Below are 26932 nucleotides of genomic sequence, written 5' to 3' on the forward strand. Positions count from 1 at the left end.
GGGGGGGGGGGAGTCCGACGTCGTGCCGGGGTTCGGGAATGACAGGCCCGCCCGGTGTCGTGTCGGCGACCGTGTGCGGGACGGAAGCACCGATGTCGGTTCAGAACCGCGTTCTGGTCCTGCATACGTGCATCGGTCCTGCAGACGGACGCCAGCCCGGCCGAGGTCAGATGCCGGACCTATCGGGGCGGGGCTCCGTCATCATGCCCGACCGAGGAAGCGCGGAGGTCAGACGCTGAGGTCGGCGCGCGGTTCCATCACGATGCCCTGCGCCTCGAAGACGCGGCGGCGCTCTTCGATGCGACGGTGGAGTTCGACCTGCGCGTCGTCGACGAGCTGCGGGTCGAGGTCGACGGTCGCCGGGTGCGGGTCGCCGTGGTTCGCCTCGATGTAGGCGTCGAGCTCGGGACCCGACGTCCACGAGGTGATGAGGGCGTACCGCGGGGTCGTGCCGCGATGCCAGACCGCGTGCCAGAAGCGCTGGGTGTCGACGATGATGCGGGATCCCTCGCGCAACGGCAGGCGGATCTCGGTCGCCGGGTCGAAGCGGTCGGAGCGCAGGAGAAGCAGCGAATCCGTGTCATCGGACAGGTTGTAGTAGCCGCGCACGACCCAGCCGGTGCCGTCTTCGTTGAGGCGGTTGTTGTCGTCCTGGTGCAGGTTGTAGACGGCATCCGCGTATTCGTTGGGCTGCAGTTCGATGACGCGGCAGCGGCCGACTCCGGCGCCCGGCTCGAGGGCGCGTCGCTGCAGGGTCGGGGCGATCGCGACCTGCGACTCGACCCACACGCCGTCCTTGTCGGTGCGGGGAGGGGTCTGGTTCCAGAAGCCGTTGCATTCGATCGCGCCGGCGTAGCTGGCGAGCGGGGCGAAGCGGGTGACGCCCGACGAGCGCCAGCCGATGTACTCGAGATCGAGCCACTCCGCGGGATCGGACGCCTGATCGTGGTCGTCGAGCACGACGTAGCCGGTCTCTGCCAGCGCCTCCGATGTGATGAAGCCCATTGCGTCCCCTCCGTGCCTCGACTCCGCGGCGCACCCTGCGACGGATGCCTTTAGGACAGCCTAACTTGGAGGCGCGGCGTTCGCCCGAGAGGGTGCCGGTGAAAACACCCGCCGATAACCTGGATGCATGACTCAGCCGCAGGGTGCCCTCCTCGTGGGCAGTGTGAACTTCGACGACGCCGAGACCACGATGCGCACCGCCGCCGAACTGCTGGGTCCGCGGCTCCGCCGCATCCCCGACGGTGAGGTCGGCAAGCGATTCCACTGGATCATGTTCCAGCCCGACGTGCTCGGCGAGGCCGACGGCATCGAGCGCATCGGCGACGAGCCCATCCCGTTCAGGGCCGGCATCGACGCTCGACCGCTGCGCATCGCCGACGGGGTGGACGCGGCGAGCATCCAGCTCCCGCCGCTGGGATATGCGGATGCCGCGATCGAGTCGTATGCGATCTTCTCGCGCCTGCGAGACGAGGGCGTCGTACCTGCCGCGACCCGCTTCCAGGTCTCACTTCCGACGACGGTCGCGGTCGTCTCATCGTTCTTCTTCGGCGATGACCGCGCCGCCATCGACCCGGTCTACACCGCCGCGCTGCGGCGCGAGGTCGACAGCATCCTCGCGGCGATCCCGCACGGCGACCTCGCGATCCAGTGGGACGTGGCGAGCGAGATGGGGATCATCGAGGCCGCGCCGGCGTTCGGGCGGGTCATGGACGTGTGGTGGGAGGGCGATCCGTTCCCCGGTCTCGTCTCGCGCCTCGAAGGACTGATCGACGCCGTGCCGGCCGACGTCGAGGTCGGAGTGCACCTCTGCTACGGAGACGTCGCCGAGAAGCACTTCTTCGAGCCGACGGATGCCGCGAACCTCGTCCGCTACGCGAACGCCGTGATCGCCGCATCGGCCCGCCCGCTGACCTGGCTGCACCTGCCCGTGCCGATCGAACGCGATGACGAGGCGTACTTCGCGCCCCTCGCCGACCTCGCGTACGACGGTGAGCTGTACCTGGGGCTCGTGCACCGGGAAGACGGCGCGGAGGGAGCGGAGCGGCGCATCGCCGTGGCCCAGCGCTTCGCTCCGCAGTTCGGCGTCGCGACCGAGTGCGGCATCGGCCGGGCCCCCGAGGGGACGACCGACGGCATCCTGCGCACGCACTCGGAGGTCGCCGCCGCCTGGTGATCCGGTGCTGACCCACTCGATTCGCGCCGTGGCGCGGGTTGTCGTAAGCTAGTCCGCGGTGACGTGTCCGAGCGGCCGAAGGTGCAACTCTCGAAAAGTTGTGTAGGGTAACCCCCTACCGTGGGTTCAAATCCCACCGTCACCGCCATGGAAACCCCCGAGAAATCGGGGGTTTTTCCGTATCCGGGGTCGGGCGTGTTGCATTTTGGTGCACATCTCGAACTGACCAGATCACTACGTAACGGGGCGCTTGGATGGAGTCGATCTTGCCTGCGGGCGAGTAGGGCGAGGCGTCAAGGAGTGCGCGGATGCCGGTTCGGCGGCGACAAGATCAGAAGTGCATCGAGGTTGGGGCTGGGCGGGCCGGTTGTGGTGCGGCCCGCCCAGGGTGGTTATAGCTGGTCGAGGAGGTCCTGCATAGTCGCGATCTCAGCCGTCTGGTCATCGATCACTTGTTGCGCCAGATCGAGGACGTCAGTGTTTTGGGCGTCGTTGAGGGCCGTCTCGGCCATGTCGACTGCGCCCTCGTGATGCACGATCATCTGGTCGAGGAAGAGTCGGCTGGCCTCTTGTGCGTCGGCTTCTTTGAGAGCGGCCAAATCCTCCTCGGACATCATGCCGTCCATCGATCCGTGATCCATGCCTTCCATACCGTCGGGGTCGTACTCGACGCCCCAGTTCTCCAGCCAGCTGAGCATGCGTTCGATTTCGGGCCCTTGGGCATCTTTGATCTGCTGGGCGAGCTCGGAGACTCGAGGGTCGAGGGCATCTTTGGCGAGGATGATTTCGGACATCTCGACGGCCTGCTGGTGGTGCGGGATCATCATCTTCACGAACATCTCGTCGGCCTCGTTTGCTGTCGCGCTCGCCGATTCAGACGACGCAGTGGCCTTCTCCGCAGGAGCAGAGGCGTCGGCGCAGCCAGCGAGGACAAACGCGAGGGTGAGTAGACCGGTGCCCAGCGCGGGATAAAGCTTCTTCATGGTGGTTCCTTCGATTTGTCGAGTAAGTGTCAATGTCAACGTCTGTGATTGGTGACGTTGGATGTCGACGCAGGGTCGACGCAGACAACTCAGGTGCGACTAATCGACAGGAATATGAGCGAGGGCGTGTGGTTGAGGGTCAGTGTCGCGTCCAGCCGCAGTCGAGACACCGACAGCTGAGGCGGCCGTCCGAGTCGACGCTCGAGGAGGGGTCTCAGGAGGATCAGGAGACCCGCCAGTAGGGCAAGGATGCACACTGAGGTCATGCCGGAATGCCCACCACCTGAGCCGGTCACACATGCGTCATCACATGAGGACGCATGCTCTTTCACGGTGCTGGCTGCCACGTGGTCCGACAGGTCGTCAGCGGAGGCGAAGTGAGTCGGGACTGCAGCACCGTGACCACCCGAATCGGCACTGAAAGTGTGCATGCCGAGCAGCCCGACGATGATCAGCAGGGCACCGGCTACCCAAAGCAGTGCAGCGCGCAAGCACACTGGCACCTGCAGTTCGCGGTGCTCGAGCTGCATACTTGACCTCCGATTCGGAGCACGCTACCACTCTCGTCTGTTCTCGTTCTGTCGCCGGCTTCAGCTAGGTCAGACAGGGGCGGTCTCCTGTCGACTAGGACGCTGCGCGGTAGCGACTCGCTAGATGCCGAGGTCCGTCTCGAAGGCTCCTTCCTCAAGACGCGCCTTCACGGTGGCAAGGAATCGCGCGGCGTCCGCGCCGTCAATGATGCGGTGATCGTAGGAGAGCGCCAAGTAGACCATGGAACGGACGGCGATCGCATCCGCGTTTGCAGCCGAGACCACCACTGGGCGCTTCACGACGGTACCGGTGCCCAGGATCGCCGCTTGAGGAAGGAAGACGACAGGGGTATCGAAGAGCGCTCCGCGCGAACCCGTGTTCGTCAGCGTGAAGGTTCCGCCTGTGAGCTCGTCGGGCTTGAGCTGGTTGCTGCGAGTGCGTTCAGCGAGGTCCGCTATCCGAGCGGTGAGGCCAGCGATGTCGAGCTGCGCAGAGTCGCGGATCACGGGGGCTAAGAGTCCCCGTTCCGTGTCGACGGCGATGCTCAAGTTCTCCTCGTCGTGGTGCACGATGCTGTCGCCGTCGACCGTGGAGTTGATGATCGGGTGAACCCGGAGCGCCTCGGCCGAAGCCATTGCGAAGAATGACAAGAAAGAGAGCTTGCGGCCGGTCTTGCCGTGAAACTCGGTCTTGACTCGGTCCCGAAGACGAGCGATGCGGGTCACATCGACCTCGACCACCGTGGTGACTTGCGCCATCGATGTCATCGACGTGAGCGCTCGGTCGGCGATAACTTTCCGCAATCGCGTCATCCGCATCGTTGTGCCGCGTAGCGGCGAGACGTTCCGCCCGAGGCCGTGGTCTCCGCCATCTTCGTGTGTGGCGGAGGCGAGGTCGCCACCGCGTTCACGCTTGCGCGGCGTTTCACTCGCGGCGACCGAACTACCCAGATCTGGGCAAGATGTCGCAGTCGTTGCAGCAACGGGCTCGATCGGTGCCGCCGAGGCATCCGTGGTGTTTTCCTGCAACGCACCATGAACGCCCTGATCCGGCATCGGTGCCGTCGCCGCGTGCGCGTTGAGTTCTTCGCTTCGGGTGCTGCGGCCGTCTCCAATCAGTGCGAGAGCATCGCCGACGTGCACCGTCGCTTCCTCGAGCACCAGAATCTCCTCGACGACACCCGCGACGGACGAGGGTATCTCGGTGTCGACTTTGTCGGTTGAGATCTCCACCAGGGACTCATCGAGCTCGACCCGCTCACCGACAGCTTTCAGCCATCGTGTGACGGTCCCCTCGGTGACGCTCTCTCCCAGCGCCGGAACGTGAACGGCTTGACCCATCGTTTCGTCTCCTTCACGGCCGGGGGTTGCCTGGATTCCGTGTTCCGACATACTCCGGAGCACCCGTACCCCCTATGGGTATAGGCTACACCGCGACCGGACAGTCCGGCGCAGCTTCCTAGGAGGAACGAAACATGTCCACACCCCCATCCATGTCGCGAGGGAAGCGATGGCTCGGCCTTGTGCTCATAGCCACCGCACAGTTCGTGGTCATCATGGACACCTCGATCATCGGCGTAGCCCTGCCGGACATCCAGCGCGCGCTCGGCTTCACCCCGGAATCACTGTCCTGGGTGTTCAACGCCTACGTGGTCGCGTTCGGTGGACTGCTGCTGCTGGGAGGCCGCCTGTCTGACGCGTTCGGGGCGCGCAAGATCTTCGTCCTCGGCTGGCTGGTTCTGATTGCCGGCTCGATCATGGCGGGGGCCGCCGGCAACGTCGGTGTCGAGATCGCCGGTCGCGCGATCCAGGGCGCAGGTTCCGCGATGATCGCCCCTGCCGCACTGACGTTGCTGATGATGCTGTTCGGCGGCACCTCCGATCTCCCCAAGGCGTTCGCCGTCTACGGAGCGGCCGCCCCGATCGGCGGAACCGCCGGCGTCTTCCTCGGCGGGGTTCTCACCGAGTACGTGAGCTGGCCGTGGGTGTTCTACGTCACAGTGCCGATCGCGCTGTTCGTGCTCGCTTTCACCGCGACATCCCTCCCTCGCACCGTCCGGGGAGCCACGGGCTCGATCGATATCGCCGGGGCTGTCACGGTCACCGTCGGACTGGCCGCCGTCGTGTACGCGGTCGTCAACGCTCCAGAGGTCGGTTGGCTCACGTGGACGACTCTCGGCATGCTCGCTGCGGGGATCGTCCTGCTGGTGGTCTTCTTCGTCATCCAGGCACGTAGCCGCAGCCCACTGCTGCGCCTCGGCTTGCTCCGTGCGCCTCTGCTGGGAGCCGCGAACGGCGCACAGCTGATGCTCGGCGCCGCCTGGGTGTCGATGTGGTTCTTCCTGAACCTGTACCTGCAGCAGGTTCTCGGCGCGAGTGCGTTCGCCGCGGGTGCGGCGTTGCTTCCGATGACCGGCCTGGTCGTCCTCGTGATGATCGCCCTGGCACCGCGACTCCAGGAGAGATTCGGCGCGAAGTCGCTCATCGTGACCGGCCTCCTGCTGCTGGCGGGAGGTCTGGCATGGCTGGCGTTCGTCCGCCCCGACGGTAACTACGCGGTCGATGTGCTGCCCGCGTCGCTCTTGGCGGCGCTCGGCATGTCGCTCGCCTTCGTCCCGTCGCTCGGCACAGCCATCAACGCGGCGCCTCCGGCGGAGACCGGCGTCGCCTCCGGTCTCGTGAGCACCAGCTACCAGATCGGATCCGCACTTGGACTCGCCGTGCTCACGGCGATCGTCTACGGCATCGCCGGCACCGATGCTTCGAAGGTGGAACTCACCCAGGGGTACTCGGCGGCCTTCATCGGCGCTGCGATCCTCGCGCTGCTTGGCGCGATCATCACTGCCATCACCATGACGAAGCCTCGGGCGTCTGCGGTCGCTTCCGGCGAGTCGATCACCGTTTAGCGCGCGTCCCAACCATTGATTAGTGAGGAAATGCTGATGCCTACCCCGAAATTGCTCATCGCGTACGACGGATCACCGAACGCGCAGAGCGCGATACACACGGTGGCCGGACTGTTCCCCGGCGCCACCGCCATCCTGTTCAACGCCCGCCAACCCCTCGAAGGGTTCGCCGCTCACCTCGAGGGCCATCCGGCCCTCGAGAAACTACAGGGACTCGACGCTGCGGTGCTTGACGTCTCTGAGAAGATCGCTGCCGACGGCGCGCAGTTGGCGCGCGATCTGGGACTGAACGCTGAGCCGTTGATCTCCTCGACGATGGCCACCGCGTCGGAGGCCATCGTCGACGCCGCCGAAGAATTGAACGTCGATCTGATCGTTCTCGGGTCTCGGGGCCTGCGCGGATTCAAGGCCACGTTGCTCGGGAGTACTTCCGCGAGCGTGCTCCACCATGCGACTCGCCCCACCCTCGTGATCCCGTCGGACGACGTTGCTGTGGCCCGCCGCAGCACCCGCGCCCTCTCCACCGCTTCGTAGGGCCAACGCCTGCGCTCGGGCCGGATCTGTCTCACAGCAATGCGCGGCAGATCCGGCCATGAGCGCGCGGTGCGCGATGCTCAGAGCGCTGACACGCACATGGTCACGTGTTCCTCGCGTGCTCGCGCCGGCGGCATCGGTCTCCGCACCAGTGAAAGAAGTGTCGTCCATGCCTCATGTGATCACGCGCGCCTCGCGCATCAGCGGAACGTGGGTTGCCATACTCCTGGCTTTCACGCACTTAGCCAACGATGCGCTTACCGCGATCCTCGGAGCTTTGCTGCCGACGCTCGAAGCGCAGTTCTCGGCAAGCCCGTTCCTTCTGTCGTTGCTCGTCGCAGCGTTCACAATCAGTTCTTCGGCATCCCAACCCATTCTGGGATCTCTCGCGGAGCGCGTCGGCCTGCGCCAGGTGGCGGCGATCGGAGTCGCCCTCGCCGCCGTAGCATTGGGCCTCCTTGGCGTCGCCTCGACGGTGCTGGTGCTCCTGCTCCTGCTCGTACTCGGCGGACTTGGATCCGCCGCACTGCATCCGGTCTCGACCAGCATCGTCGGTGGTCCGGCCTCGAAGAATCCGAGCCTCGCCGTGGGGCTGTTCACCGCAGGAGGAATGGTCGGCTTCGCCATTGGCCCGGTCCTGATCTTGGCTCTGATCGCGCACTTCGGTATCCAGGTGACACCGTGGCTCATGGTGCCCGGCCTCGTCTTCGCCGTGCTCGTCTACCTGCTCCTGCCGGACTTCGAACCGCACGCACGGCGGCGTACGCACCGCCGGCTCACCATCCCTGCATTCCATCGTCAGACTGTCTTCCTCACCCTGGGTGCCGCCCTCATCGGTCTCGCCTTCCTGACCTATACCAGCGCCGTTCCGCTGTGGCTGGTCAACGAGTACGGCATCCCGGCGGATGCCCCTCTTTTGGGCTGGGTGCTCGCCGCCTTCTCCTTGGCAGCGGCCCTGGGAGCTGTCGTAGGAGGCCTGTCAGCATCCCGCGTCGGCAGTGTCAGGACGACGGTCGTCTCCTTGCTCACAGCGGTCGGCGCGCTGCTCGTCGGTCTCCAGCTGCCGGTCGGGGGCGGCACATTGATCGCGGGGGCGGTCGCCGGATTCATGCTGTTCGCCAGTCAGCCACTGCTCGTCGTGGCTGCGCAGGCTCTCAATCCCGGGGCGCCGTCCGCCGCGGCGGGGATGGTGCTCGGAATCGGAAGCGGTCTCGCCGGAGTGCTCTACATCGGCTCCGGAATCCTTCAGGGACTGGTCGGATCCGTCCCTGTCATGCAGCTCACCTACGCGCTTCTTCTCCCCGCGGCCTTGCTTGCGACGCGAGGGCTGAGAGCTGCCCTGACCCCACGACGTCGGACAGCGCCCTAGGTCGGGAGACGGTTCTTCGTCGAAGCTCACGCAATGCGGAATACCCCACGTGGGTATACGCTTGATACAAGTACCCCCTGGGGGTAACACCAGCAAGAGGAGGAGACAGCATGACGACGAATGAATTTCAGGTGACCGGGATGACCTGTGGGCACTGCGAGATGTCGATCCGTGAGGAAGTGGCCGAGGTGCCCGGTGTCGACGACATTCAGGTGAGCGCCCAGACCGGCAAGCTCGTCGTGACCGGCTCGGATTCCCTTGACGACGCGCAGATCCTGGCCGCCGTAGCGGAAGCAGGATATTCGGCGGTGCGAACGGTATGAACGCCGGCGGACGACTCGCTGTCTACGGCCTTGGGCTGGTCGTGGCCTTCGGTGGAGCCTTCGGCCTCGCGCAGGTCATCGTGCCGACGAGCGTCGTCGGCGATTGGACGAAAGGTGCAAACATGAAGGATCACGACGCCCATGGGACGCCGGCGACAGCGACCGATGATTCGGTACGCGCGGCCGCGGCTGCCTTGAAGGGGCTTTCGCTCAGCATCGACGGATACCTGCTGTCGCCGGTCGACGCGCCGGCCGAGGTACGAGTGGCCGGTGAGCTCAGCTTCCAGATCCAGGACTCCGCGGGAACACCGATCACTGAGTACGCCACGGCGCACGACAAGGATCTGCACCTCATCGTGGCGCGTTCGGACGGGAGCGAATTCCGCCACGTCCACCCGACACTCGACGAGTCCACCGGTACGTGGTCGTTGCCGTGGGAATGGACCGAGGCCGGCACGTATCGTGTCTTCGCGGACTTCACGCTGGCAGGCGCGGACGCGCCCTCGCTCACCTTGACTCGCACCGTCCAGGTAGCAGGCGACTTCAGTCCTGTGGTGCCGCAACCTACTCGGGTCGCAGAGGTCGATGGCTTCACGGTGTCCCTCGAGGGCGATCTCGAAGCAGGGTCGGCACGCGATCTCGTCCTCGCCGTCACGCGCGACGGTGAGCCCGTCACCGAATTGGAACCGTATCTGGGGGCGTTCGGACACCTGGTCGCGCTCCGCGAGGGTGACCTCGCTTACCTGCACGTGCACGCCGAGGGCGACGAACCAGAAGCCGGAGAGACATCCGGACCGGAGATCGCCTTCGCCGCAGAAGCCCCCACCGCGGGTCGCTACCTGCTGTACCTCGACTTCCAGGTCGACGGACAGGTGTACACCGCCGAATTCGTCCTCGAGGCCGCGCACCACGATGACGGCGCGACGGAGTCCGACAGCGGGTCACACGACGACGGGCACTGACCAGCCCGGTCCCGTCTCCGCTGCAGCTGACAGCTACAGCTCCCTCCATCAGAGCCAAGAGAAGGAAAGCACATGAGTACATCGGCACCCCCGAACGTGGGGTCAGGCGTCGAGTTGGAGATCGGCGGGATGACGTGCGCGTCCTGCGCGATGCGGATCGAAAAGAAGCTGAACAAGCTCGAGGGTGTCGTGGCCACGGTCAACTACGCCACGGAGAAGGCGAAGATCACGGTCCCGGACGGCTACGACCCGGCACTGTTGATTGCCGAGGTCGAGAAGACTGGGTACTCCGCAGCGTTGCCTGCCCCGAGAGGCCGCAAGAAGGATTCCGGGACGGCCGGTGACACCGACGACACGGATCCGGAGCTGCTGTCGCTGCGCAACAGGCTGATCGGCGCGATCGTGCTGACGGTGCCCGTGATCGCGATGGCGATGATCCCCGCGTTGCAGTTCACTTACTGGCAGTGGGCTTCGCTGGCCCTCGCCGCTCCTGTGATCCTCTGGGCCGCATGGCCGTTCCACAAGGCCGCATGGACGAACCTCAAGCATGGCACCGCGACGATGGACACCCTGATCTCGATGGGCACCTCGGCTGCGTTCCTGTGGTCGCTGTACGCATTGTTCTTCGGCACCGCGGGCGCCCCCGGAATGACGCACCCGTTCGAGTTCGCATTGGCACCTTCCGACGGGGCGGCGAACATCTACCTCGAGGTGGGTGCCGGGGTGACGATGTTCATCCTCGCCGGCCGGTACTTCGAGAAGCGCTCCAAGAAGCAGGCCGGCGCGGCCTTGCGCGCACTCCTCGAACTCGGGGCGAAGGAGGTCTCCGTGCTGCGTGCAGGGGTGGAGACAAAGATTCCCGTCGAAGATCTGCAGGTGGGTGATGAGTTCATCGTGCGCCCCGGGGAGAAGATCGCCACTGACGGCGTCGTCGTCTCCGGCACGTCGGCCGTCGACGCGTCCATGCTCACAGGCGAGGCAGTGCCGGTCGAGGTCACCGAGGGCGACACCGTCACGGGGGCCACTACGAACGTCGGGGGCCGGCTCGTGATCCGCGCGATCCGGATCGGCTCCGACACACAGTTGGCGCAGATGGCCCAACTCGTCGAAGACGCACAGACCGGGAAAGCGGAAGTGCAGCGGCTTGCTGACCGGATCTCGGGGGTGTTCGTGCCGATCGTCATCGTGATCGCATTCGTCGCACTCGGCGGCTGGCTCGGCGCCGGATTCCCGGTAACCGCAGCATTCACAGCAGCGGTCGCCGTCCTCGTGATCGCGTGCCCCTGCGCTCTGGGGCTCGCGACCCCCACCGCACTGCTGGTCGGCACCGGACGCGGCGCGCAGATGGGAGTGCTCATCAAGGGTCCGGAGGTTCTGGAATCCACCCGCAAGATCGACACCGTCGTACTGGACAAGACCGGTACCGTCACCACGGGCAAGATGACACTCGTCGGCGTTTTCACGGAGGACCGCACGGATCGTGCGGAGCTGCTGCGACTGGCCGGTGCGCTGGAGGATGCCTCCGAACACCCGATCGCCCAGGCGATCGCCAAGGGCGCGACCCAAGAAATCGGCGCGCTGCCGACGCCGGAGGACTTCGCGAACATCGAAGGCAAGGGAGTCCAGGGCATCGTCGACGGCCACGCCGTTCTCGTCGGTCGTGATTCGCTTCTTGCCGAGTGGTCACAGAAGCTGAGCCGAGAGCTTGCGGCGACGAAGGCCCGCGCCGAGGGCGAGGGCAAAACCGTCGTCGCAGTCGGGTGGGACGGGCAGGCCCGCGGCATCCTCGTCGTGGCCGACACCGTCAAGCCCAGTAGCGCCGAGGCGATCGCCCGGTTCAAGGAGATCGGGTTGACCCCCATCCTGCTCACCGGCGATAACGAAGCAGTGGCCCGCCAAATCGCCGCGGAAGTGGGGATCGAGGAGGTAATCGCTGAGGTCCTCCCCAAAGACAAGGTCGATGTCGTCACGCGGCTGCAGCGCGAAGGGAAGACGGTCGCGATGATCGGGGACGGCGTCAATGACGCCCCCGCCCTTGCCCAGGCCGACCTCGGATTGGCGATGGGGACGGGAGCGGATGTCGCGATCGAAGCATCCGACATCACCCTGGTGCGCGGGGACCTCCGAAGTGCGGTCGATGCGATCCGGTTGTCGCGCAAGACGCTCGGAACCATCAAGACCAACCTGTTCTGGGCGTTCGCCTACAACGTGGCGGCGATCCCGGTCGCCGCGCTCGGAATGCTCAACCCCATGCTCGCCGGCGCAGCGATGGCACTGTCCAGCGTCTTCGTCGTCGGCAACAGCCTGCGCTTGCGCGGGTTCAAGAGCGTCGCCAAGCAGTGACGCGCCCCGAGAAAACAAGAAAGGAACCACCCAGCATGACGAATGACACCGAGGCCCCCGCCAGCTGTTGCAGCACCAGCGCACCCAACCCTGCCGCGGCAGGAAACGGACGTGAAAACCTGCTCGCCGGCGGATCCAGCGATGACCTGACGACCTGCCCGGTCATGGTCGGGAACCCTGTCAGCAAGAAGGCCGCCGAAGCCGTGGGACTCTTCCGAGACCACGAAGGCGAGCGCTACTACTTCTGCTGCGCCGGATGCGGTCCAGCCTTCGACTCCGACCCCGCAAAATACGCCGCCAACATGGCCTGACACGGGCGCGGGGTTCACGGCAAACATCACGTGCCGTGAGCCCCGCCGACCGCAACCCACTTATTCGCTGTCGCGCCTCTCAAAGTACCGGCTCGCTCACACACAACAGGAGAATGCCCACCATGACCACGCACCACGCCGTGATACTCGGCGCCGGAGCAGCTGGCACCGCCGCCGCTCGAGCACTCACTGGGCAGGCGGGCATCCAGACCACCGTCATCGCGCAGACAGACGAAACGCCATACTCGCGCATGTTGATCAAAGGTGTCGCATACGGTGCCATGGATCCCGAGCTCACACAGCTTCCTCTGCCCCAAGTCACGTACATCGCCGACACCGTCGAGCGTGTTGATCCTGACGCTTGCGAGGTCCATCTGGCCTCGACAATGACGATCACGTACGACTCGCTGATCGTTGCGACCGGGAGTCACCCTCGCCGCCTCGCGAGCGACGTGCCCGGCTCAGAACCAGCTGCGCACGCTGGCTCATTGATGACTCTTCACTCGCTCGAAGACGCGGTGCGCGTCAGGGAGGCCGTGCTCGCATGCGGCGGCCCCGCCCGAATCGCGATCTACGGTGCCGGGCTGATCGCGTCCGAAACGGCATCGGCACTGCAGGAAAAGGGGCACCAGATCAGCCTCATCGCCCGAAGCCCGCTTCCGGGCGTCGCCACATTCGGCAGATCCGTCGCCGCACGAATCGCAGCCGATCATCAGGCGCGAGTGACCACATTCTTCGGCCGCACCATCAGTCGTGTCGGTCTGGACGGGGACTCGACGATCATCAGCCTCGACGACGGCACCGAACTCACTGCTGACCTGGTTATCTTCGCACTCGGAACCACGCCCGCGGCCCCTGCGCCGTGGCGAACGGGCGTCGACGTCGACGAGCGGCTGCGCGCCCAGAATCACGTGAGCGTCTACGCGGCAGGAGGCGTGGTCGAACATCACGATGACCACCTCGGCACGTGGCGCATCGACCATTGGGACGACGCGGCGGCACAAGGAGCACACGTCGCACAGATGCTGCTCCACGAGCTCGGCCGCAATGAGGATCCCGGACCCTATCGGCCTCGGAGCGCCCACATGGCGATGATCTACGGTCGTGTGATCGCAGGAGCGGGCTTCACCGCCGGTCCGGAGGGCGCGCACATCCAAGGAGCGGAGGAGTTCGTCGTCGTGCACGGGCACGGTGACGTGATCGTCGGCGTCAGCGGTATAGACGCCGTGGGTGCCGTCTACCAGTGGGGACCGCGGCTTCACGAGACTTCACCCTGACGTGCCGCAAGTGTCGACGATATTCAGCCGCTGGGGATTCGGATTCGCCGCTGCTGCGACGACGCTGCTGATGGTCGCGGCTAGCGCGCCATCCCCGTTCTATCCCGAGTTCGCCCGGCAACTGGGGTTATTGCCCGTCGCCACCACGTTGATCTTTGCCATCTACGCATTCACGATGCTCACCGCGCTCCTGCTTACGGGAGCACTCTCCGACACTGTAGGCCGACGCCCTCTGATATCAGCGGGTGCTCTCTTGCTGGCCCTGAGCATCCTCATTTTCTGGCAATCCGGGGATCTGACCATGCTGCTCTTCGCGAGGGCCTTTCAAGGGATCGCGGCCGGCGTTCTCCTTCCTGCCCTCTCCGCGATGGTGATCGACTTCGCTCATCCCCGACGCGCCGAGGCGGCCTCGCTGTGGAACACGATCTCGGCCATGATCGGGCTCGGCATCGGCGCGATCACTGCAGCGATCGCACTCGATCTCTTCGCCAACGCAACCGACGTGGTTTTCGGCTCACTCACTATCACTTTCGTTCTGATCTCTGCGTTGGTGTGGACAACGCCCGAGAAATTGCGTCCAGTCCGTACGCGGATAAGGCACTTGCTGTCGAAGCCGGCGGTTCCAGACCACCTGCGTCTTCCGTTCCTCGTCGCCGTCCCCGCCGTCATCGCTGGCTGGGCGACCAACGGTATGTTTCTCGCGCTGGGTTCGTCGGTTGTCAAGGAAGTCTTCGATGCGACAACGCATGCGCAACAGAGTCTCGCCATTCCGGTCTTCGCAATCTCCGGCATCGCCGCCTCGGTCCTGCTGCACCGCAAGGCGGCTCGCCTCGTCAGCGTGTACGGGACGTCTGCTCTCAGCTTGGGCACCGCACTGAGCGTGGTGGCGCTCCTGTCGCACTCGCTCCCTACGTACCTGATCAGCGTGGCGATCATTGGAACCGGCTTCGGAACAGCATTCATGGGAGTGCTGAAGTCCCTGATGTCACGCATCGACCCTGACGAGCGAGCCTCGGTGATGGCTGTCATCTACACCGTCTCCTATCTCGCATTCGGTGTTCCCACCCTCATCGCGGGTGTGCTCATACCGGTTCTGTCGCTTCATACGACGGCGATCATTCTGGGCGTCGTGATCGCCCTGCTGGGTGCAATCGCCGCTGTCTGGCGCGCCCGTATCAGAGATCGTTCGCGCGCGGACGCCGTCGAGTGAGGGGACGATGCGTTGCGGATCTTGGCATCATGGTGGGCCAGGCGGATACGGATCGGGACCTGTGCAGTCCGGTCTCAGGCTCCCCGCCCTAGCTCCCGCGACTCTTCTCGCTTCCCGCACTCTGCTAGGCAGCCGCCTGTACCAAATACCCCAACCGGGTATACCCTATAGGGGTAGCGGAACTGCGATAGACGGCGAGAGGACGGCTCATGCCAGTGCTGATGACCTCCACGGCGGGACAACCCGCTACCCGTTCCACAAAACCGGGCCGTCACACGGTCGCGAGCCCCAGGAAGAGGTCTCATGTCTGAGCCGAACGTGCACGATGACACACCCGCGCCCACCCCTCACGAGGCGACCCATCGGACCACGAACGGACACGCCGCGTCCCGCCCTCAGGGTGCTCACGACGAACTGAATCATGCCAGCCACAGCGGCGGCCACGAGGATCACAACGGCCTTCAAGACCACGGCGGTCATGAAGTGCACGGCCGCCGTGCCGGGGACGACGGCCACGTGGGGGGTGGCCATCATCAGGGGGATGGCAGCCATGGGGGGCATGACAGCCATGGGGGGCACGGCGGTCATGGTGATCATGTCGGGCAGTTCCGACGTCTGTTCTGGATCAATCTCGTCATCGCGGTACCCGTCGTGGTGTTCTCGCCGATGTTCGCGATGATCTTCGGATACGACGTGCCCGACTGGGCGCAGTTGATCGCACCGGTGCTAGGCACGGTCATGTACGTGTGGGGCGGCTGGCCGTTCCTCACCGGTGCGGTCAGCGAGCTCAAAACGCGCAAGCCGGGGATGATGCTCCTGATCGGACTCGCCATCACGGTTGCGTTTCTCGCCTCGTGGGGCGCGACGCTCGGGCTCCTCCATCACGAGCTCGAGTTCTGGTGGGAGCTCGCCCTCCTGATCGTGATCATGCTCCTCGGTCATTGGATTGAGATGCGCTCGCTCGCGCAGACGACCTCGGCGCTCGACTCGCTCGCGGCTCTGCTGCCTGATGAGGCCGAGCGCGTCGAGGGCGACACGATCGCGAAAGTCTCGCCCGCCGATCTCGTCGTCGGCGATGTCGTCGTCGTCCGACCTGGCGGAAGCGTGCCCGCCGACGGCCGCATCACAGACGGCACAGCAGCGATGGACGAATCCATGGTGACCGGTGAATCACGTCCGGTCACCCGCACCTCGGGCGACACCGTGACAGCAGGAACCGTCGCCACCGACTCAGGCCTGCGCGTCGAGATCACCGCCACCGGCGACGAAACCGCCCTCGCCGGCATCCAGCGTCTCGTCACCGAGGCGCAGAACTCGTCCTCACGAGCACAGCGCATCGCCGATCGCGCGGCCGCGCTGCTGTTCTGGTTCGCTCTTCTCTCGGCAGCGCTCACCGCTGCGATCTGGACCATCGTCGGCAACCCGGATGCCGCGGTCGTGCGAAGCATCACTGTCCTGGTCATCGCTTGCCCCCACGCCCTCGGCCTCGCGATCCCGTTGGTTGTGTCGATCGCCACCGAGCGCGCCGCCCGCGGAGGCGTCCTCATCAAGGATCGCCTCGCACTGGAGAGCATGCGCACGGTCGACGCCATCCTGTTTGACAAGACCGGCACCCTCACCAAGGGGGCGCCGACCGTGACTGGCATCGAGCCCACAGGCGACATCGACGCCGAACGCCTGCTACTGCTCGCTGCGTCCGCCGAGGCGGACAGTGAGCACCCTCTCGCCCGTGCGATTGTTCGTGCGGCCGAAGAGAAGGGTGTCGCTCTCGCGAAGGCATCCGGCTTCACCTCGTCGCCCGCTGTCGGCGTGGCGGCGACGGTCGACGGCCGGGAGGTTCGCGTCGGCGGACCGAAGCTCCTCGACGAGGTCGGCGGGCACGAGATCGCGGCCGCCGACGCGTGGCGCGATGAAGGAGCAATCATCCTGCACGTCGTCGTCGACGGGCAGGTCGTGGGCGGGCTGAAACTCGCCGACGAGGTACGGCCAGAATCGCAGCCGGCCGTTGACGCCCTGCACCGGCTCGGCATCGAGGTCGTCATGATCACCGGCGACGCCCACGCCGTGGCCGAGTCGGTTGCCAACGAGCTCGGCATCGACCGCGTCTTCGCAGGCGTGCGCCCCGAAGACAAATCGGCCAAAGTCAAAGAGCTGCAGGCCGAGGGCAAGAAAGTGGCGATGGTGGGCGACGGGGTCAACGACGCACCGGCTCTCGCCCAGGCCGACGTCGGCATCGCCATCGGCGCGGGAACCGATGTCGCCATCGCTTCCGCTGGCGTAATCCTTGCGAGCTCAGATCCAAGGTCCGTGGTCTCCGTGATCGAACTATCCCGCGCTGCCTATCGCAAGATGAAACAGAACCTCTGGTGGGCAGCCGGCTACAACCTCCTTTCAGTTCCGCTTGCCGCCGGCGTGCTCGCCCCGGTCGGCTTCGTCCTGCCGATGTCGGTCGGCGCTATCCTGATGTCTCTGTCGACCGTCGTCGTCGCCCTCAACGCCCAGTTGTTGCGACGCATCGACCTCACGCCCGAAGCAAGCACCCGGTCAGTCCTCAACCGTTGACCGTGACCACAGAATGAAGGATCTGGACATGACTGCTGACACGACGACCGCTGACCACGCACACTCCCACGGCTACATCACTGACAAGGCAAAGTATCTGAACCGCATGAGCCGCATTGAGGGCCAGGCACGCGGAATCACGAAGATGGTCGACGAGGAAAAGTACTGCATCGACATCCTCACCCAGATCAGCGCACTCACAAGCGCCCTCCAGGCGGTAGCCGTCGGACTTCTCGACGACCACCTCAAGCACTGCGTTCTGGACGCCGCCCGTATGGACAGTGCCAGCGCCGACGCGAAAATCAAAGAAGCTACTGACGCCATCACGCGTCTCGTTCGTTCCTGAAGGATCGGGTCGTCCCAACGTCCGGTGAGACGCGGACCACGGTCGTAAAGCGAGATAGGCTGCGCCGGATAGTCGGGATAGCTGGTCTTATCGTGGCTAATGGGCCGCACGTTGAAGTGAGATCGGGCTGCGCCGGCTTAGTTGCGATAAGTGGTCTTATCGTGCCCAATGGGCCAGACGTTGAAGTGAGATGGGGCTGAGCAGATGAGAGCGGGTTTTCGAGTGTTGGCGTGGGCTCTCGAGGCGACACGCGGGCTTGATGCCGAACCTGAGCGATCGCCTTGACGCGCCAGATCTCTCATCGCCGGCGAAGGAGCAGTGTGGTGCTGCATCGCCGCGATCTGGCCCTCGCGCGTTAGTGTCGGCACATGGCGACTGAATCCTCTCTCCGCATCGTTCCTCGCGTCTGGCTCGGTGTGCTCGGCCTCGTGCTCTACCTGGCCGTGTTCTACGGCGTGTGGATCTTCAACGGCATCGACTACAACCGCATCGGAGACAGCGAGGACACGCTGTGGAAGTGGTACGTCGCTCCGCTTCTCGCGGGAGCGGTCGTCATCACGATCGTCGTGTCGGTCTACGGATGGTGGCGTCCGTCGCTGGTGGAGTCCCGCGCACGGATGCCGCGGTGGGTGTGGGTGTTTCCCGGCGCTCTCGCGCTGGTGGCGCTCGCGAACCTGATTGTCGGAGACACGAGTGCTCTCACACCGACGATGTGGCTGCTGCTCACCATCGGAAGTCTTCTCGTCGGCTTCAACGAGGAGTTGGCCACGCGCGGACAACTGATCGTCGCGCTGCGCAGTCGCTTCGGTGAGCTCGGCGTGTGGTTCTTCAGCACGTTGCTGTTCGGTCTGCTGCATCTTCCCAACACGCTCTTCGGTACAGGGGTGCTCGGTATCAGCCAGGTGTTCATCACCTTCGCGATCGGCAGCGCCTTCTACCTGCTGCGTCGCGTCAGCGGCACGCTGATCGCCGCGATGCTGCTGCACGGACTCTGGGACTTCTCCTCGTTCGCTGCGAACTCGGGGTTGACCGCCATCTTCGGCATCCCCATCGGTATCGCGTCCGTGATCGTTGCGATCGTCCTCACCCGACGCGAGGGCAAGCACGCTACGAGCACGCACCCCATCGGCTGAGCCGAACACAGAACAAGGGCCGGAGCGATAACTCCGACCCTTCTTCCGTTCACGCTGCGGGTGTGAAACCCGCGAGGGTCAGACGTCTCTGCGCGTCGTGACCCGCAGCGCGATAAGCAGCCAGATCCCGGTCCAGAGGACGAGGGCGATCGCGGCCACCCCGTACGGCAGACCGCCGGCAGGTGCGGTGAGCACCGTCAACGAGTCGGATGCAGGGCCCGGGAAGGAGTGCCCGAACGCCTGGATCGCCGGGATGGACACGAGATTGATCACGCCGGGGATGACGTAGAAGAACCCGAAGGCGCCGGCGATCGCTCCGATGCTCGAACGCACTGTGATGCCGAGGAACAGGCTGATGAGCGCTGCGCAGACCTGGAACAGGGCAGTGCCCGCGAGAGCGGGGATCAGCCCCGGCTCCGCCAGCGTCACCGGCGCCGAGGTGGGGACGATCACGGACGCCAGGAGGAACCCGACCAGGAGCACCACTATGCTCACGGTCGCCGTGGTCACGGCGACGACGACGGCCTTCGCGACGACGATCGGCCACCGGCGGGGCACAGCGACCATGGTCGTGCTGATCGTTCTGGTGTCGTACTCGCTCGTGCCGACCAGGGCGCCGAAGAGCACGAACAGCACGAGAGCCTCGAACAGCGACGACGTCACAGAGCCGAGCACAGCATTCGACTCATCGAAGGAGGACGAGGATGCGGGATTCGCGTTGAGCGCCCAGATCACGATGGCGAGAAGAGGGACGATGATTGCCAGGGCGATCAGCCACCGGTTCGATCGCATTCCGAACAGCTTGATCCATTCGCCCTTGATCGCGCCGGTGATCGATGCGCGGGAGGTTGAGGTGTTCGAGGTGCTCATGCGGCGGCCTCCGTCGAGATCGGAGCGTATTCGACGTCGTCCTTCGTCAGTTCGAGGAAGGCGTCCTCCAGCGAGCCGTGGTGCGAGACCAGCTCGTGCAGCACGGTCTGGGAGGCTGCGGCGAGCTCGCCCACCCGTTCGACAGGTAGGCCCGATATCGCGATGTCCCCGTCGGGGCTAGCCTCGGCGGAGCCTCCCTCAGCACGGATCGCGCGGAGGAGGGCATCCGGTTCCGGGGATCTCAGACGAACCGTGGCCCGCGTGAACTGGTCGACGACCTCGTCGATGGGTGCGTCGGCGATGACCCTGCCTCGCCCCATCACGATGAGGTGATCGGCGCTGAGCGCCATCTCTGCCATGAGGTGGCTCGAGACCAGCACGGTCGTTCCCTTGTCTGCGAGTGAGCGCATGAGCTCGCGCACCCAGAGCACGCCCTCGGGGTCGAGACCGTTCACGGGCTCGTCGAGCAGCAGCGCAGCGGGTTCTCCGAGGATCGCGGTCGCGATGCCGAGTCGCTGCCCCATGCCGAGCGAGAAGGATCCGACGCGCTTGTCGGCGACGCTGGCCAAGCCCACCTGCTCCAGCACCTGCTGCACGCGCGCGCCATCTATCATGTTCGTCGCCGCGAGTGCCTGCAGGTGATTGCGAGCGGTGCGGTGGCGGTTGACAGCGTGGGCGTCGAGCATGGCACCGAGTGTCCGCATCGGAGCCTTCGACTCTCTGAAGGGCACGCCGTCGACCGTGACCGATCCCTCCGTCTGACGGTCCAGGCCGACGATCATGCGCATCGTCGTCGATTTGCCCGCACCGTTCGGTCCGAGAAGGCCGGTGACCTTGCCGCGGGCCAGAGCGAACGAGATGTCGTTGACGGCGACCTTGTCGCCGTAGCGCTTCGAGACGTTGCGCAGCTCGATCATGCGGTACCGCGGGTCCTGGCTGCATGGGTATGTGTCATGTCTTCAGTGAACCAGGTAATCGATCACGCCGCGCAACCGATATGTTGGCCGCACTGGCGTCGACCGATCGAAGGGCACCCCGTGCGCATCTCACCCCGTCTCTGGTTCGGCTTCGTCATCTGGGCCGCGTATGTGATTGTCATCGTCGCAGTGTCGCTGCTGAGTGGGGTGCCCTTCCCCGACATCGGAACCACGGCGGAGTTCACCTGGCGTGGCGCCGTCATGGACCTCGCCGCGGGGGCCGCACTGCTCATCGTAATCACGTCCGTGCTGGGCTGGTGGCGTCCAGCCCTGTTCGACAGTCAACGGTCACATCACAAGTGGCCGATCTTCGCACCGATCATCATGTTCGTCGCCGCGATCGCCAATCTGCTCGTCACGGACTGGTCCCAGTTCGACGCGTCCTTCATCCTGTCGCTGCTCGCCCTCGGCATGCTGGTCGGGTTCTGCGAAGAGCTCATGGCACGCGGCCTCCTCCTCACGGCCTTCCGCTCGCAACTGAGTGAGGGGTGGGTGTGGTTCCTCACGAGCGCGCTCTTCGGCCTCATGCACCTCGCCAACGCACTGCTCGGCGCACCCCTGCTCGCCTCACTCGCACAGGCGGCCGTCGCGTTCGCGTCAGGCACGGCCTTCTACATCGTGCGACGCGTCACCGGGTCTCTGATCTGGGCGATGCTCCTCCACGGCCTCTGGGACGTGTCGGTCTTCGCCGCGGGGCACGCAGCGGTCGCCGCGCCGATCGGGGCGATCCTCACCCCTATGATCGCCGCGCTCTCCCTCGCCGTCGTCTACTGGGTGATCAAGGGCACTGACGAGAAGGCCCCGGTTCGAGCAGTCACGGCGAATAGGATTACGCCATGAACCCTGTGATCTCCGGAACGACCATGCCGATCCTCGAGGTCACCCTCGAACCGGGCGAATCCATCGTGGCCGAGGGAGGCGACGTCGCCTGGCTCACCCCGGGCATGGAACTCGACACCTCGGTGGCACACGGTGCTGGGGGCAAAGGCGGTTTCATGAGCGGGCTGAAACGCGTCCTCGGTGGCGCGCAGCTGTTCCTCACCCGGTACACCGCGCCGCGTGGCGGCATGGTCGCATTCGCCGCGCAGCTGCCTGGCACGATCCGCGAACTCCGCATCGACCCGGCGGATACCTTCATGATCCAGGCGGGCGCTTACACGGCCAGCACTCCTGAGGTGGAAGTGTCCGTCGCCCTGCAGAAGAAGCTCGGTGCCGGGATCTTCGGCGGCGCGGGCGTGGTGTTTCAGAAGCTGTCGGGAGAGGGAACCGCCTGGGTACAACTGGCTGGCGAGATCACGGAGTACGAGCTGAAAGCCGGAGAGTCGCTACTCATCCACCCCGGGCACCTGGCGATGTTTCGGGCCGAGATGACGCTCGAGTTCGCGAGCATCAAAGGCATCAAGAACAAGTTCTTCGGCGACTCCATGTTCCTTGCCGAGCTTCACGGCCCCGGCCACGTCTGGCTGCAGTCGATGACACCGGCCAAACTCGCAGCCGCGATCGAGCCCTACCTTCCCGATCGGTCATCGTCCAGCAACAACAACTGACCTCTCCAAGGGAGGACGGGCTCCGGTCATCGGGGTGCGTTGCCCCGAGGCAGTCAGGCCGCAACCCCGCTGCGCGCTCGGGGAGGCAGCTCATGCCCACTCGCCCCGTCAGTGTCGCCGTGAGGCAAAGGATTTCTCTAGAAGTAGACGAGCACAGCCCGATCCGGGCGGCCTCGTAATTACCGCGGAGATGAGCGCCATCGGCTCACGGACAGGACATCGAGAAGAACCTCTAGGAGCCTCTGAAGGTGTGAGCAGACGTGCACGGCGTCGAGGATAGCGGCAGACCGCCGAGATCGAACGGTTCCGGGACGCGGGGTCCCGCTGCGGGGCGCAATCACCAACGAATATCGTCGTGAAACTTCGTTTCAGGACAGTCGGATTCGGCTAACGGGTGATCACTGCCCTCGCCGTCATTCTGTGGCCGGTCGTCCGGCTCGGCGCTGCCGCGTTGGTCAGCGGAAGAACGACGTCTAGGACGTCCGGTCCTCTTCGGTACTGCTCCGCGCTGCCGTGCGAGCGGACGGCGCATCGTCCGCGACGTCGTATGCCTGCAAGCGAAGCACCTGTGGGCGGAACCAGAACACGAGGATCGCGATGACGTAGACGGCGAGCAGTGCGACACTGAGCGGGACGCTCCATTCGCGTATCGGTCCGCTGATGACGGCGTCATTGAGCCCGTGGATCAGGGCGGCTGCGAGGTACGCGAGGATTCCGATACCGACGGCTTTGGCCGCGGAGAACCGGGTAGCCGCAAGCCAGATGATGATCGCGGCCCCGACGGTTATCAGCGGATGCGAGGCTTCGGCGATCACGCGTACGACGACACTCATCGACGTGTCAAACGCCTCGTCCGACGGGACGGGGCCGCCGTTGAGGACCGGGTCGATCGCCGTGACGATGTAGCTGATGCCCTCCAGGAGTGCGAACCACGCGGAGGACACGAACACGAGCCAGACGCCGAGTTGCGGCGTCCGGTAGCTGCGCGACGACAGCAGCAGAATGACCGGGAGGAGGAGCTTCAGGAACTCCTCGATGAAGCCCGGAGCCACGTTTCCGCCGACGAACATCCCGGCCAGGCCGTTGAGCGACGACGCAAGGAAGTACGCGACCGTCCCCCAGGCGAGACCGATCCACAGGGCTTGCCCTCTGTGTAGGCGACCTGTCATCGGAACACGTCGGCGCAGGTACCAGCCGATGCCGACAAGCGGCCCGGCCGTACCGATGAGGGTTCCGAGGAGGACCACGACGAGTGGGTAAGAGGGGCGATCGGCGTCGCCCGTGGAGGATGCGGCGACGCCGACTTCGAGCATCCCTCCCCAATATGCGAGGGCGACCCCGATACCGAAGCTGAGGAGAGCGACGAGGAGCGGGGCAGTTCCTGAGGGGCGGGACATAGGACCGATGCTACCGGCGGGGACGATCACCTAACGAGCTGGCACGTTTCGCTTCTACCCTGCTGTCGCTGAGAGCGCGTGGGAGACGCCGGCGACGTAGACCTGAAACGCAACAACATCCTCGTGCTGCCTCTGGGATGCGATGCCGAGCGGGCGCTTCGCCAGCTCGTCCCGGAAAGCCTCGATGTCGTCTTCCGTGAAGGCCCATGCATGCTGCGAGGAGCGGGCACGGTACGGGGCGAGGGCGCGGACGTTGATCCTGCAGGCGAACGATGAGAAGTCGACGCTGCGGGGGAGAGCTCGCCCAGCTTCGTGATCGACCGCCCGAGGCGAACCGTGGTGGTCGCCGTACTCGGTGACGGCGCGCATGATCTCGGCGACCATGTCCAGGCCCTGCAGGTGCTCCGGAGTCGGGTAGGTCGGTCGCTGCGCGGCCATGAGGGCGTCGTACTCATCACAGAGACGCCGCTGGTCGTCGCTGTGGATGGTCCTGAGATCCGAGAACGCGCGCTCGTTGTCGTTGATGACCTGACGCAGAGCAACCAGCTCGTCGGTGTCGTGCGGGGTCGTGCTGTAGATGAGAGCCATCGGTGTCTCCTCGAGGTCGTGTGTGGGGTGAGCGTCGAGCGCAGGTCAGTTGATCTCGCCTGCCTTCAGCGCGCGTGATCGCTTTCATCGACCGCCAGGGGCGACCCTTCAGTGCGTCGTCCTGCGTGATGACGAGGGCGCGGATGTGCCGGGCGGCCTTCTTGTCGATCGGTTTCGGTTCAGACATGGGGGCACTCATTCGTGATCAGGAGGCGGTCGCGACGGGAGCGAGTAGTGGCTCGATGACCAACTGAGGTTTGTGAGGTTGGCGCGCGCGGCAGGGCCCCATGATGAGTGCCCGCGGGGTACGGCGGCGCATCTGACGGTCAAGCTGACGGCGTCTGCGTTGCTCCTACGCACTTGCGTATGGTTGATGAGCATGAAGCTCTCGCAGACCGTCAAGGACCTCGAAGGCGTCACGGTGCGGCCGTACCTCAGGGAACGCGGTTTTGAGGGCACCGGCCCGAGGTTTGAGCGCACCGTCGGAGAGACACCCCAGAGGATCGAGGTTCAGCGGGCGAAGTTCGACTACATGAAGGGGTTTGTGTACCTCAACGGCATCATCAGCGTGCCGGTGCTCGACCAGCTTCTTGGACGCACGACGGGACGCAACATCACGCTCCGCCCCAATCACGTCGATCGGAATCTCGATGAGGCGATCATCGTCACGCACACATCCGACCCTGACGATCTCTCGGCGGTAGCAGTTCGCGGTCTCGACGCGTTGGTCAGCAGGATGAACGAGCTCACGACGACGGCCGATGCCGTCGATTATCTCTCCGCCAAGAAGCTCAACGACTTCGAGGGTGTGTTCGGCTGGTACCTGCAGCACGACCAGCTGGACCGTGCGCAGACCTTCGTCACCGGATTGCACGAGTACTTCGGTGCACAGCCGCGGTGGGAGAAGCTCGCGGGGAAGCTCGATGACGTTGCGGCGCACGTCGCCCCGGACACGTCCTGGAGAACCTGGCTTTCGAACTCGTGACCACGCGATCGCTCGCCAACTGAGGTTTGTGGGGTTGAAGACGAGAAACCCCCGGATTACGCGGATCCACGAGGAACCCGCATAGGGAGGTTTCTGAGTTTGGCGCGTGCGGAAGTGAGCAACGAACCGCTCGGATCCGCTCGATTACTGGGGATCTCCGTCGAAGTGCCCCAGCAATCGAGCGCACGGGAGCGCACGAAGTCCGCGAGTTTCCGCCGAAGTCGCATCGGGGGTCATAAGCAGTGCCGACCCTCCGGGGCTTATGACCCCGTAGCCCAAGCGTTCGCATCCCCGTCAGCGCAGAACCGATTCTCGACGGCTTTCCGTGTCACCAACCTCAAACGGTCCGCCTCGCGGGCTGCTCGCGTTGCCGAGTACGTGGGATGCTCAGCCGGGGTGAAACCCTTCACTGAGAACGTCGTCGCCCGCCGTGACGTCAGAGGTCGATTGGTCCGGGCGAGGGAACCACTGTCGGCAATCCGCCGTCGAGTATCCGCTCGACCATGCCGATAGCGCGGTCGGTGAGGCCGTCACCGGGATAGAAGTCCTCGTAGTGCTCCTCGACGTCCGCCAGCGTGGTGAGGCTGCACAGGGCGAGCAGTTGGCGGATGTCGTCCACGTCGCGCCCCGGGCGATTGGCGCGGAGCTTCATGGCGAGGAGCGCCTCTTTCGAGGCGACTTGGACGACAACGCTGTCGCGGTCGTAGATCGTCTCCCACTCGACGGGTCGCCGCCCGAACGTGGGCACCGAGTCTGCGTTCTCCACCGCGAAGTTGAACCAGCCGGCGCTCCATCCTCGTCGATCCGCCACACGCTCGGCTGCGGCGAGGACGGCGTCATCGCTTCCGGGGTGAATGTGAAGAGAATCGAGGTCTCCAGTGGTGCGCCGGTCGAAGTACCTGATGACGAGCGCGGCACCGCCGACGAGGCGTATGCCCGCGACTTCACCGGCCGTGTGGAGCTCACCGACGAGGTCACGGAGGCCGGAGATGATGTCGTCGCGATCGAGCGAGTCGCCCATCAGACGCTCGCCAGAGTGTCTCGCCAGACAAGGACGCCACGCTCGAGGAACTCGGCGGGGACGTCCTCGGGGGCTGGGATCGGGTCCGCAGGATCGACGTCCAGGGTTCGAGGCGCCCGGAGCTGTCTGTTCGGAGCGTCAACCCATGCGGGAGAGGGGAGTCCCTCCTCGCCGAGGCGAAGATCCACGAGTGCTGCAAGGGCCGCATCCCACGCGCGGTCGCCAGTCGGCTCCGGCTCGGCGAGGCCGAGGACCCCGCGTACAAGGCCGTGTTCGGAGTCGAGGTTGTCACTCAACTGGATGAGCTCGCGAAGAGCACTGTACTTGTCGCCCGCACGCAGGTACCTACGGATCGCTGCGGCGATGGTCGCCGCGTCGTCCCGCCGCGTGGGTGCGGAATACAGTCGGTGGCCGGTGCCGCTGAGGAAGCGCTCGACGGTGCTGAACTCGGCCTCGCGACCGCTTTCGAATCGCGAGACTCGGCCCTGGTCGACGTTGGTCCGTTGGGCGAGATCCTTCTGTGTGAGGCCGCGGCTCTTTCGAGCGGCGCGCAAGAGAACTGATGCGTTCGTCATGTCG

At 65.2% G+C, this 26932-nt stretch carries 26 protein-coding genes and 1 tRNA gene; 17 read left to right on the forward strand and 10 right to left on the reverse strand.

Going from position 1 to position 26932, the window contains the following annotated elements:
- Positions 1-228 precede the first annotated feature (228 nt).
- Complete coding sequence (locus BEP68_RS17890; protein WP_187250765.1) at positions 229-1005, reverse strand: hypothetical protein; 777 nt, start codon at positions 1003-1005, stop codon at positions 229-231.
- Between the two features lie 127 nt (positions 1006-1132).
- Between BEP68_RS17890 and BEP68_RS17895 the strand changes: the two genes are divergently transcribed.
- Positions 1133-2179, forward strand: coding sequence for a hypothetical protein (locus tag BEP68_RS17895; RefSeq protein ID WP_187250766.1), 1047 nt, complete (start codon positions 1133-1135; stop codon positions 2177-2179).
- 57 nt (positions 2180-2236) lie between these two features.
- A tRNA-Ser gene (locus BEP68_RS17900) sits at positions 2237-2327 on the forward strand.
- Between the two features lie 244 nt (positions 2328-2571).
- On the opposite strand, the gene BEP68_RS17905 is transcribed toward BEP68_RS17900, so the two are convergent.
- From BEP68_RS17905 to BEP68_RS17915, 3 genes are all read right to left on the reverse strand, one after another.
- On the reverse strand, positions 2572-3162 hold the full coding sequence (locus BEP68_RS17905; RefSeq protein WP_187250767.1) for a DUF305 domain-containing protein: 591 nt from the start codon (positions 3160-3162) through the stop codon (positions 2572-2574).
- 89 nt (positions 3163-3251) lie between these two features.
- Positions 3252-3692 carry a DUF6153 family protein gene (locus BEP68_RS17910; protein WP_187250768.1) on the reverse strand — a complete coding sequence of 147 codons (441 nt, stop codon included), beginning with the start codon at positions 3690-3692 and terminating at the stop codon, positions 3252-3254.
- A gap of 120 nt (positions 3693-3812) precedes the next feature.
- On the reverse strand, positions 3813-5033 hold the full coding sequence (locus tag BEP68_RS17915; protein ID WP_187250769.1) for a 2-oxo acid dehydrogenase subunit E2: 1221 nt from the start codon (positions 5031-5033) through the stop codon (positions 3813-3815).
- 134 nt (positions 5034-5167) lie between these two features.
- Here BEP68_RS17915 and BEP68_RS17920 point away from each other — a divergent pair, with 134 nt between their 5' ends.
- The 12 genes from BEP68_RS17920 to BEP68_RS17975 all read left to right on the forward strand — a co-directional run bounded on the left by BEP68_RS17920 (position 5168) and on the right by BEP68_RS17975 (position 18968).
- Complete coding sequence (locus BEP68_RS17920) at positions 5168-6598, forward strand: MFS transporter (protein ID WP_187250770.1); 1431 nt, start codon at positions 5168-5170, stop codon at positions 6596-6598.
- Positions 6599-6634: 36 nt separating this feature from the next.
- A complete protein-coding gene (locus tag BEP68_RS17925; RefSeq protein ID WP_187250771.1) occupies positions 6635-7132 on the forward strand; it encodes a universal stress protein in 498 nt (165 codons plus the stop codon).
- A gap of 169 nt (positions 7133-7301) precedes the next feature.
- A complete protein-coding gene (locus BEP68_RS17930; RefSeq protein ID WP_187250772.1) occupies positions 7302-8501 on the forward strand; it encodes an MFS transporter in 1200 nt (399 codons plus the stop codon).
- Positions 8502-8611: 110 nt separating this feature from the next.
- Positions 8612-8824, forward strand: a complete 213-nt coding sequence (locus BEP68_RS17935) for a heavy-metal-associated domain-containing protein (RefSeq protein ID WP_187250773.1) — start codon at positions 8612-8614, stop codon at positions 8822-8824.
- Positions 8821-9786, forward strand: a complete 966-nt coding sequence (locus BEP68_RS17940; protein WP_187250774.1) for a heavy-metal-associated domain-containing protein — start codon at positions 8821-8823, stop codon at positions 9784-9786. Before BEP68_RS17935 ends, BEP68_RS17940 begins: the two co-directional genes overlap by 4 nt.
- Positions 9787-9858: 72 nt before the next feature.
- Positions 9859-12129, forward strand: a complete 2271-nt coding sequence (locus tag BEP68_RS17945; RefSeq protein ID WP_187250775.1) for a heavy metal translocating P-type ATPase — start codon at positions 9859-9861, stop codon at positions 12127-12129.
- A 35-nt stretch (positions 12130-12164) separates the two neighbouring features.
- The gene (locus BEP68_RS17950) at positions 12165-12440 is read left to right on the forward strand and encodes a YHS domain-containing protein (RefSeq protein WP_187250776.1); all 276 of its coding nucleotides are present in this window, start codon (positions 12165-12167) and stop codon (positions 12438-12440) included.
- A 122-nt stretch (positions 12441-12562) separates the two neighbouring features.
- On the forward strand, positions 12563-13717 hold the full coding sequence (locus BEP68_RS17955; RefSeq protein WP_187250777.1) for an FAD-dependent oxidoreductase: 1155 nt from the start codon (positions 12563-12565) through the stop codon (positions 13715-13717).
- Between the two features lie 10 nt (positions 13718-13727).
- Positions 13728-14927 carry an MFS transporter gene (locus BEP68_RS17960; protein WP_187250778.1) on the forward strand — a complete coding sequence of 400 codons (1200 nt, stop codon included), beginning with the start codon at positions 13728-13730 and terminating at the stop codon, positions 14925-14927.
- 303 nt (positions 14928-15230) lie between these two features.
- Positions 15231-17489 carry a heavy metal translocating P-type ATPase gene (locus tag BEP68_RS17965; RefSeq protein WP_261987913.1) on the forward strand — a complete coding sequence of 753 codons (2259 nt, stop codon included), beginning with the start codon at positions 15231-15233 and terminating at the stop codon, positions 17487-17489.
- 28 nt (positions 17490-17517) lie between these two features.
- Positions 17518-17835, forward strand: a complete 318-nt coding sequence (locus BEP68_RS17970) for a metal-sensitive transcriptional regulator (protein WP_261987914.1) — start codon at positions 17518-17520, stop codon at positions 17833-17835.
- 368 nt (positions 17836-18203) lie between these two features.
- Complete coding sequence (locus tag BEP68_RS17975) at positions 18204-18968, forward strand: CPBP family intramembrane glutamic endopeptidase (protein WP_187250780.1); 765 nt, start codon at positions 18204-18206, stop codon at positions 18966-18968.
- 78 nt (positions 18969-19046) lie between these two features.
- Here BEP68_RS17975 and BEP68_RS17980 read toward each other — a convergent pair whose 3' ends face one another.
- Both BEP68_RS17980 and BEP68_RS17985 read right to left on the reverse strand, forming a co-directional pair.
- Positions 19047-19838, reverse strand: a complete 792-nt coding sequence (locus BEP68_RS17980; RefSeq protein ID WP_187250781.1) for an ABC transporter permease — start codon at positions 19836-19838, stop codon at positions 19047-19049.
- Positions 19835-20755 (reverse strand): ABC transporter ATP-binding protein, encoded by a 921-nt coding sequence (locus tag BEP68_RS17985; RefSeq protein ID WP_187250782.1) that lies wholly within the window; start codon positions 20753-20755, stop codon positions 19835-19837. The genes BEP68_RS17980 and BEP68_RS17985 overlap by 4 nt, the downstream gene beginning before the upstream one ends.
- A gap of 120 nt (positions 20756-20875) precedes the next feature.
- On the opposite strand from BEP68_RS17985, the gene BEP68_RS17990 reads away from it, so the two are divergent.
- On the forward strand, positions 20876-21655 hold the full coding sequence (locus BEP68_RS17990) for a CPBP family intramembrane glutamic endopeptidase (RefSeq protein WP_315985334.1): 780 nt from the start codon (positions 20876-20878) through the stop codon (positions 21653-21655).
- Positions 21652-22362, forward strand: a complete 711-nt coding sequence (locus BEP68_RS17995) for a TIGR00266 family protein (protein WP_187250784.1) — start codon at positions 21652-21654, stop codon at positions 22360-22362. Before BEP68_RS17990 ends, BEP68_RS17995 begins: the two co-directional genes overlap by 4 nt.
- 473 nt (positions 22363-22835) lie before the next feature.
- On the opposite strand, the gene BEP68_RS18000 is transcribed toward BEP68_RS17995, so the two are convergent.
- Both BEP68_RS18000 and BEP68_RS18005 read right to left on the reverse strand, forming a co-directional pair.
- On the reverse strand, positions 22836-23759 hold the full coding sequence (locus tag BEP68_RS18000) for a PrsW family glutamic-type intramembrane protease (RefSeq protein WP_187250785.1): 924 nt from the start codon (positions 23757-23759) through the stop codon (positions 22836-22838).
- A gap of 54 nt (positions 23760-23813) precedes the next feature.
- Complete coding sequence (locus tag BEP68_RS18005; protein WP_187250786.1) at positions 23814-24347, reverse strand: hypothetical protein; 534 nt, start codon at positions 24345-24347, stop codon at positions 23814-23816.
- 379 nt (positions 24348-24726) lie between these two features.
- Between BEP68_RS18005 and BEP68_RS18010 the strand changes: the two genes are divergently transcribed.
- Entirely contained in the window at positions 24727-25332 is a 606-nt protein-coding gene (locus BEP68_RS18010) for a hypothetical protein (RefSeq protein WP_187250787.1), read from the forward strand.
- A 436-nt stretch (positions 25333-25768) separates the two neighbouring features.
- Here BEP68_RS18010 and BEP68_RS18015 read toward each other — a convergent pair whose 3' ends face one another.
- Together BEP68_RS18015 and BEP68_RS18020 are read right to left on the reverse strand one after the other, a co-directional pair.
- Positions 25769-26353: a DUF6036 family nucleotidyltransferase gene (locus BEP68_RS18015; protein ID WP_187250595.1), complete on the reverse strand. Its 585-nt coding sequence runs from the start codon at positions 26351-26353 to the stop codon at positions 25769-25771.
- On the reverse strand, positions 26353-26932 hold a 580-nt coding region (locus BEP68_RS18020; RefSeq protein WP_187250596.1), incomplete at its 5' end, for a helix-turn-helix domain-containing protein. The genes BEP68_RS18015 and BEP68_RS18020, both read right to left, overlap by 1 nt.

The organism is Microbacterium sp. 4-7, from assembly GCF_014332665.1.
GTDB lineage: Bacteria > Actinomycetota > Actinomycetes > Actinomycetales > Microbacteriaceae > Microbacterium.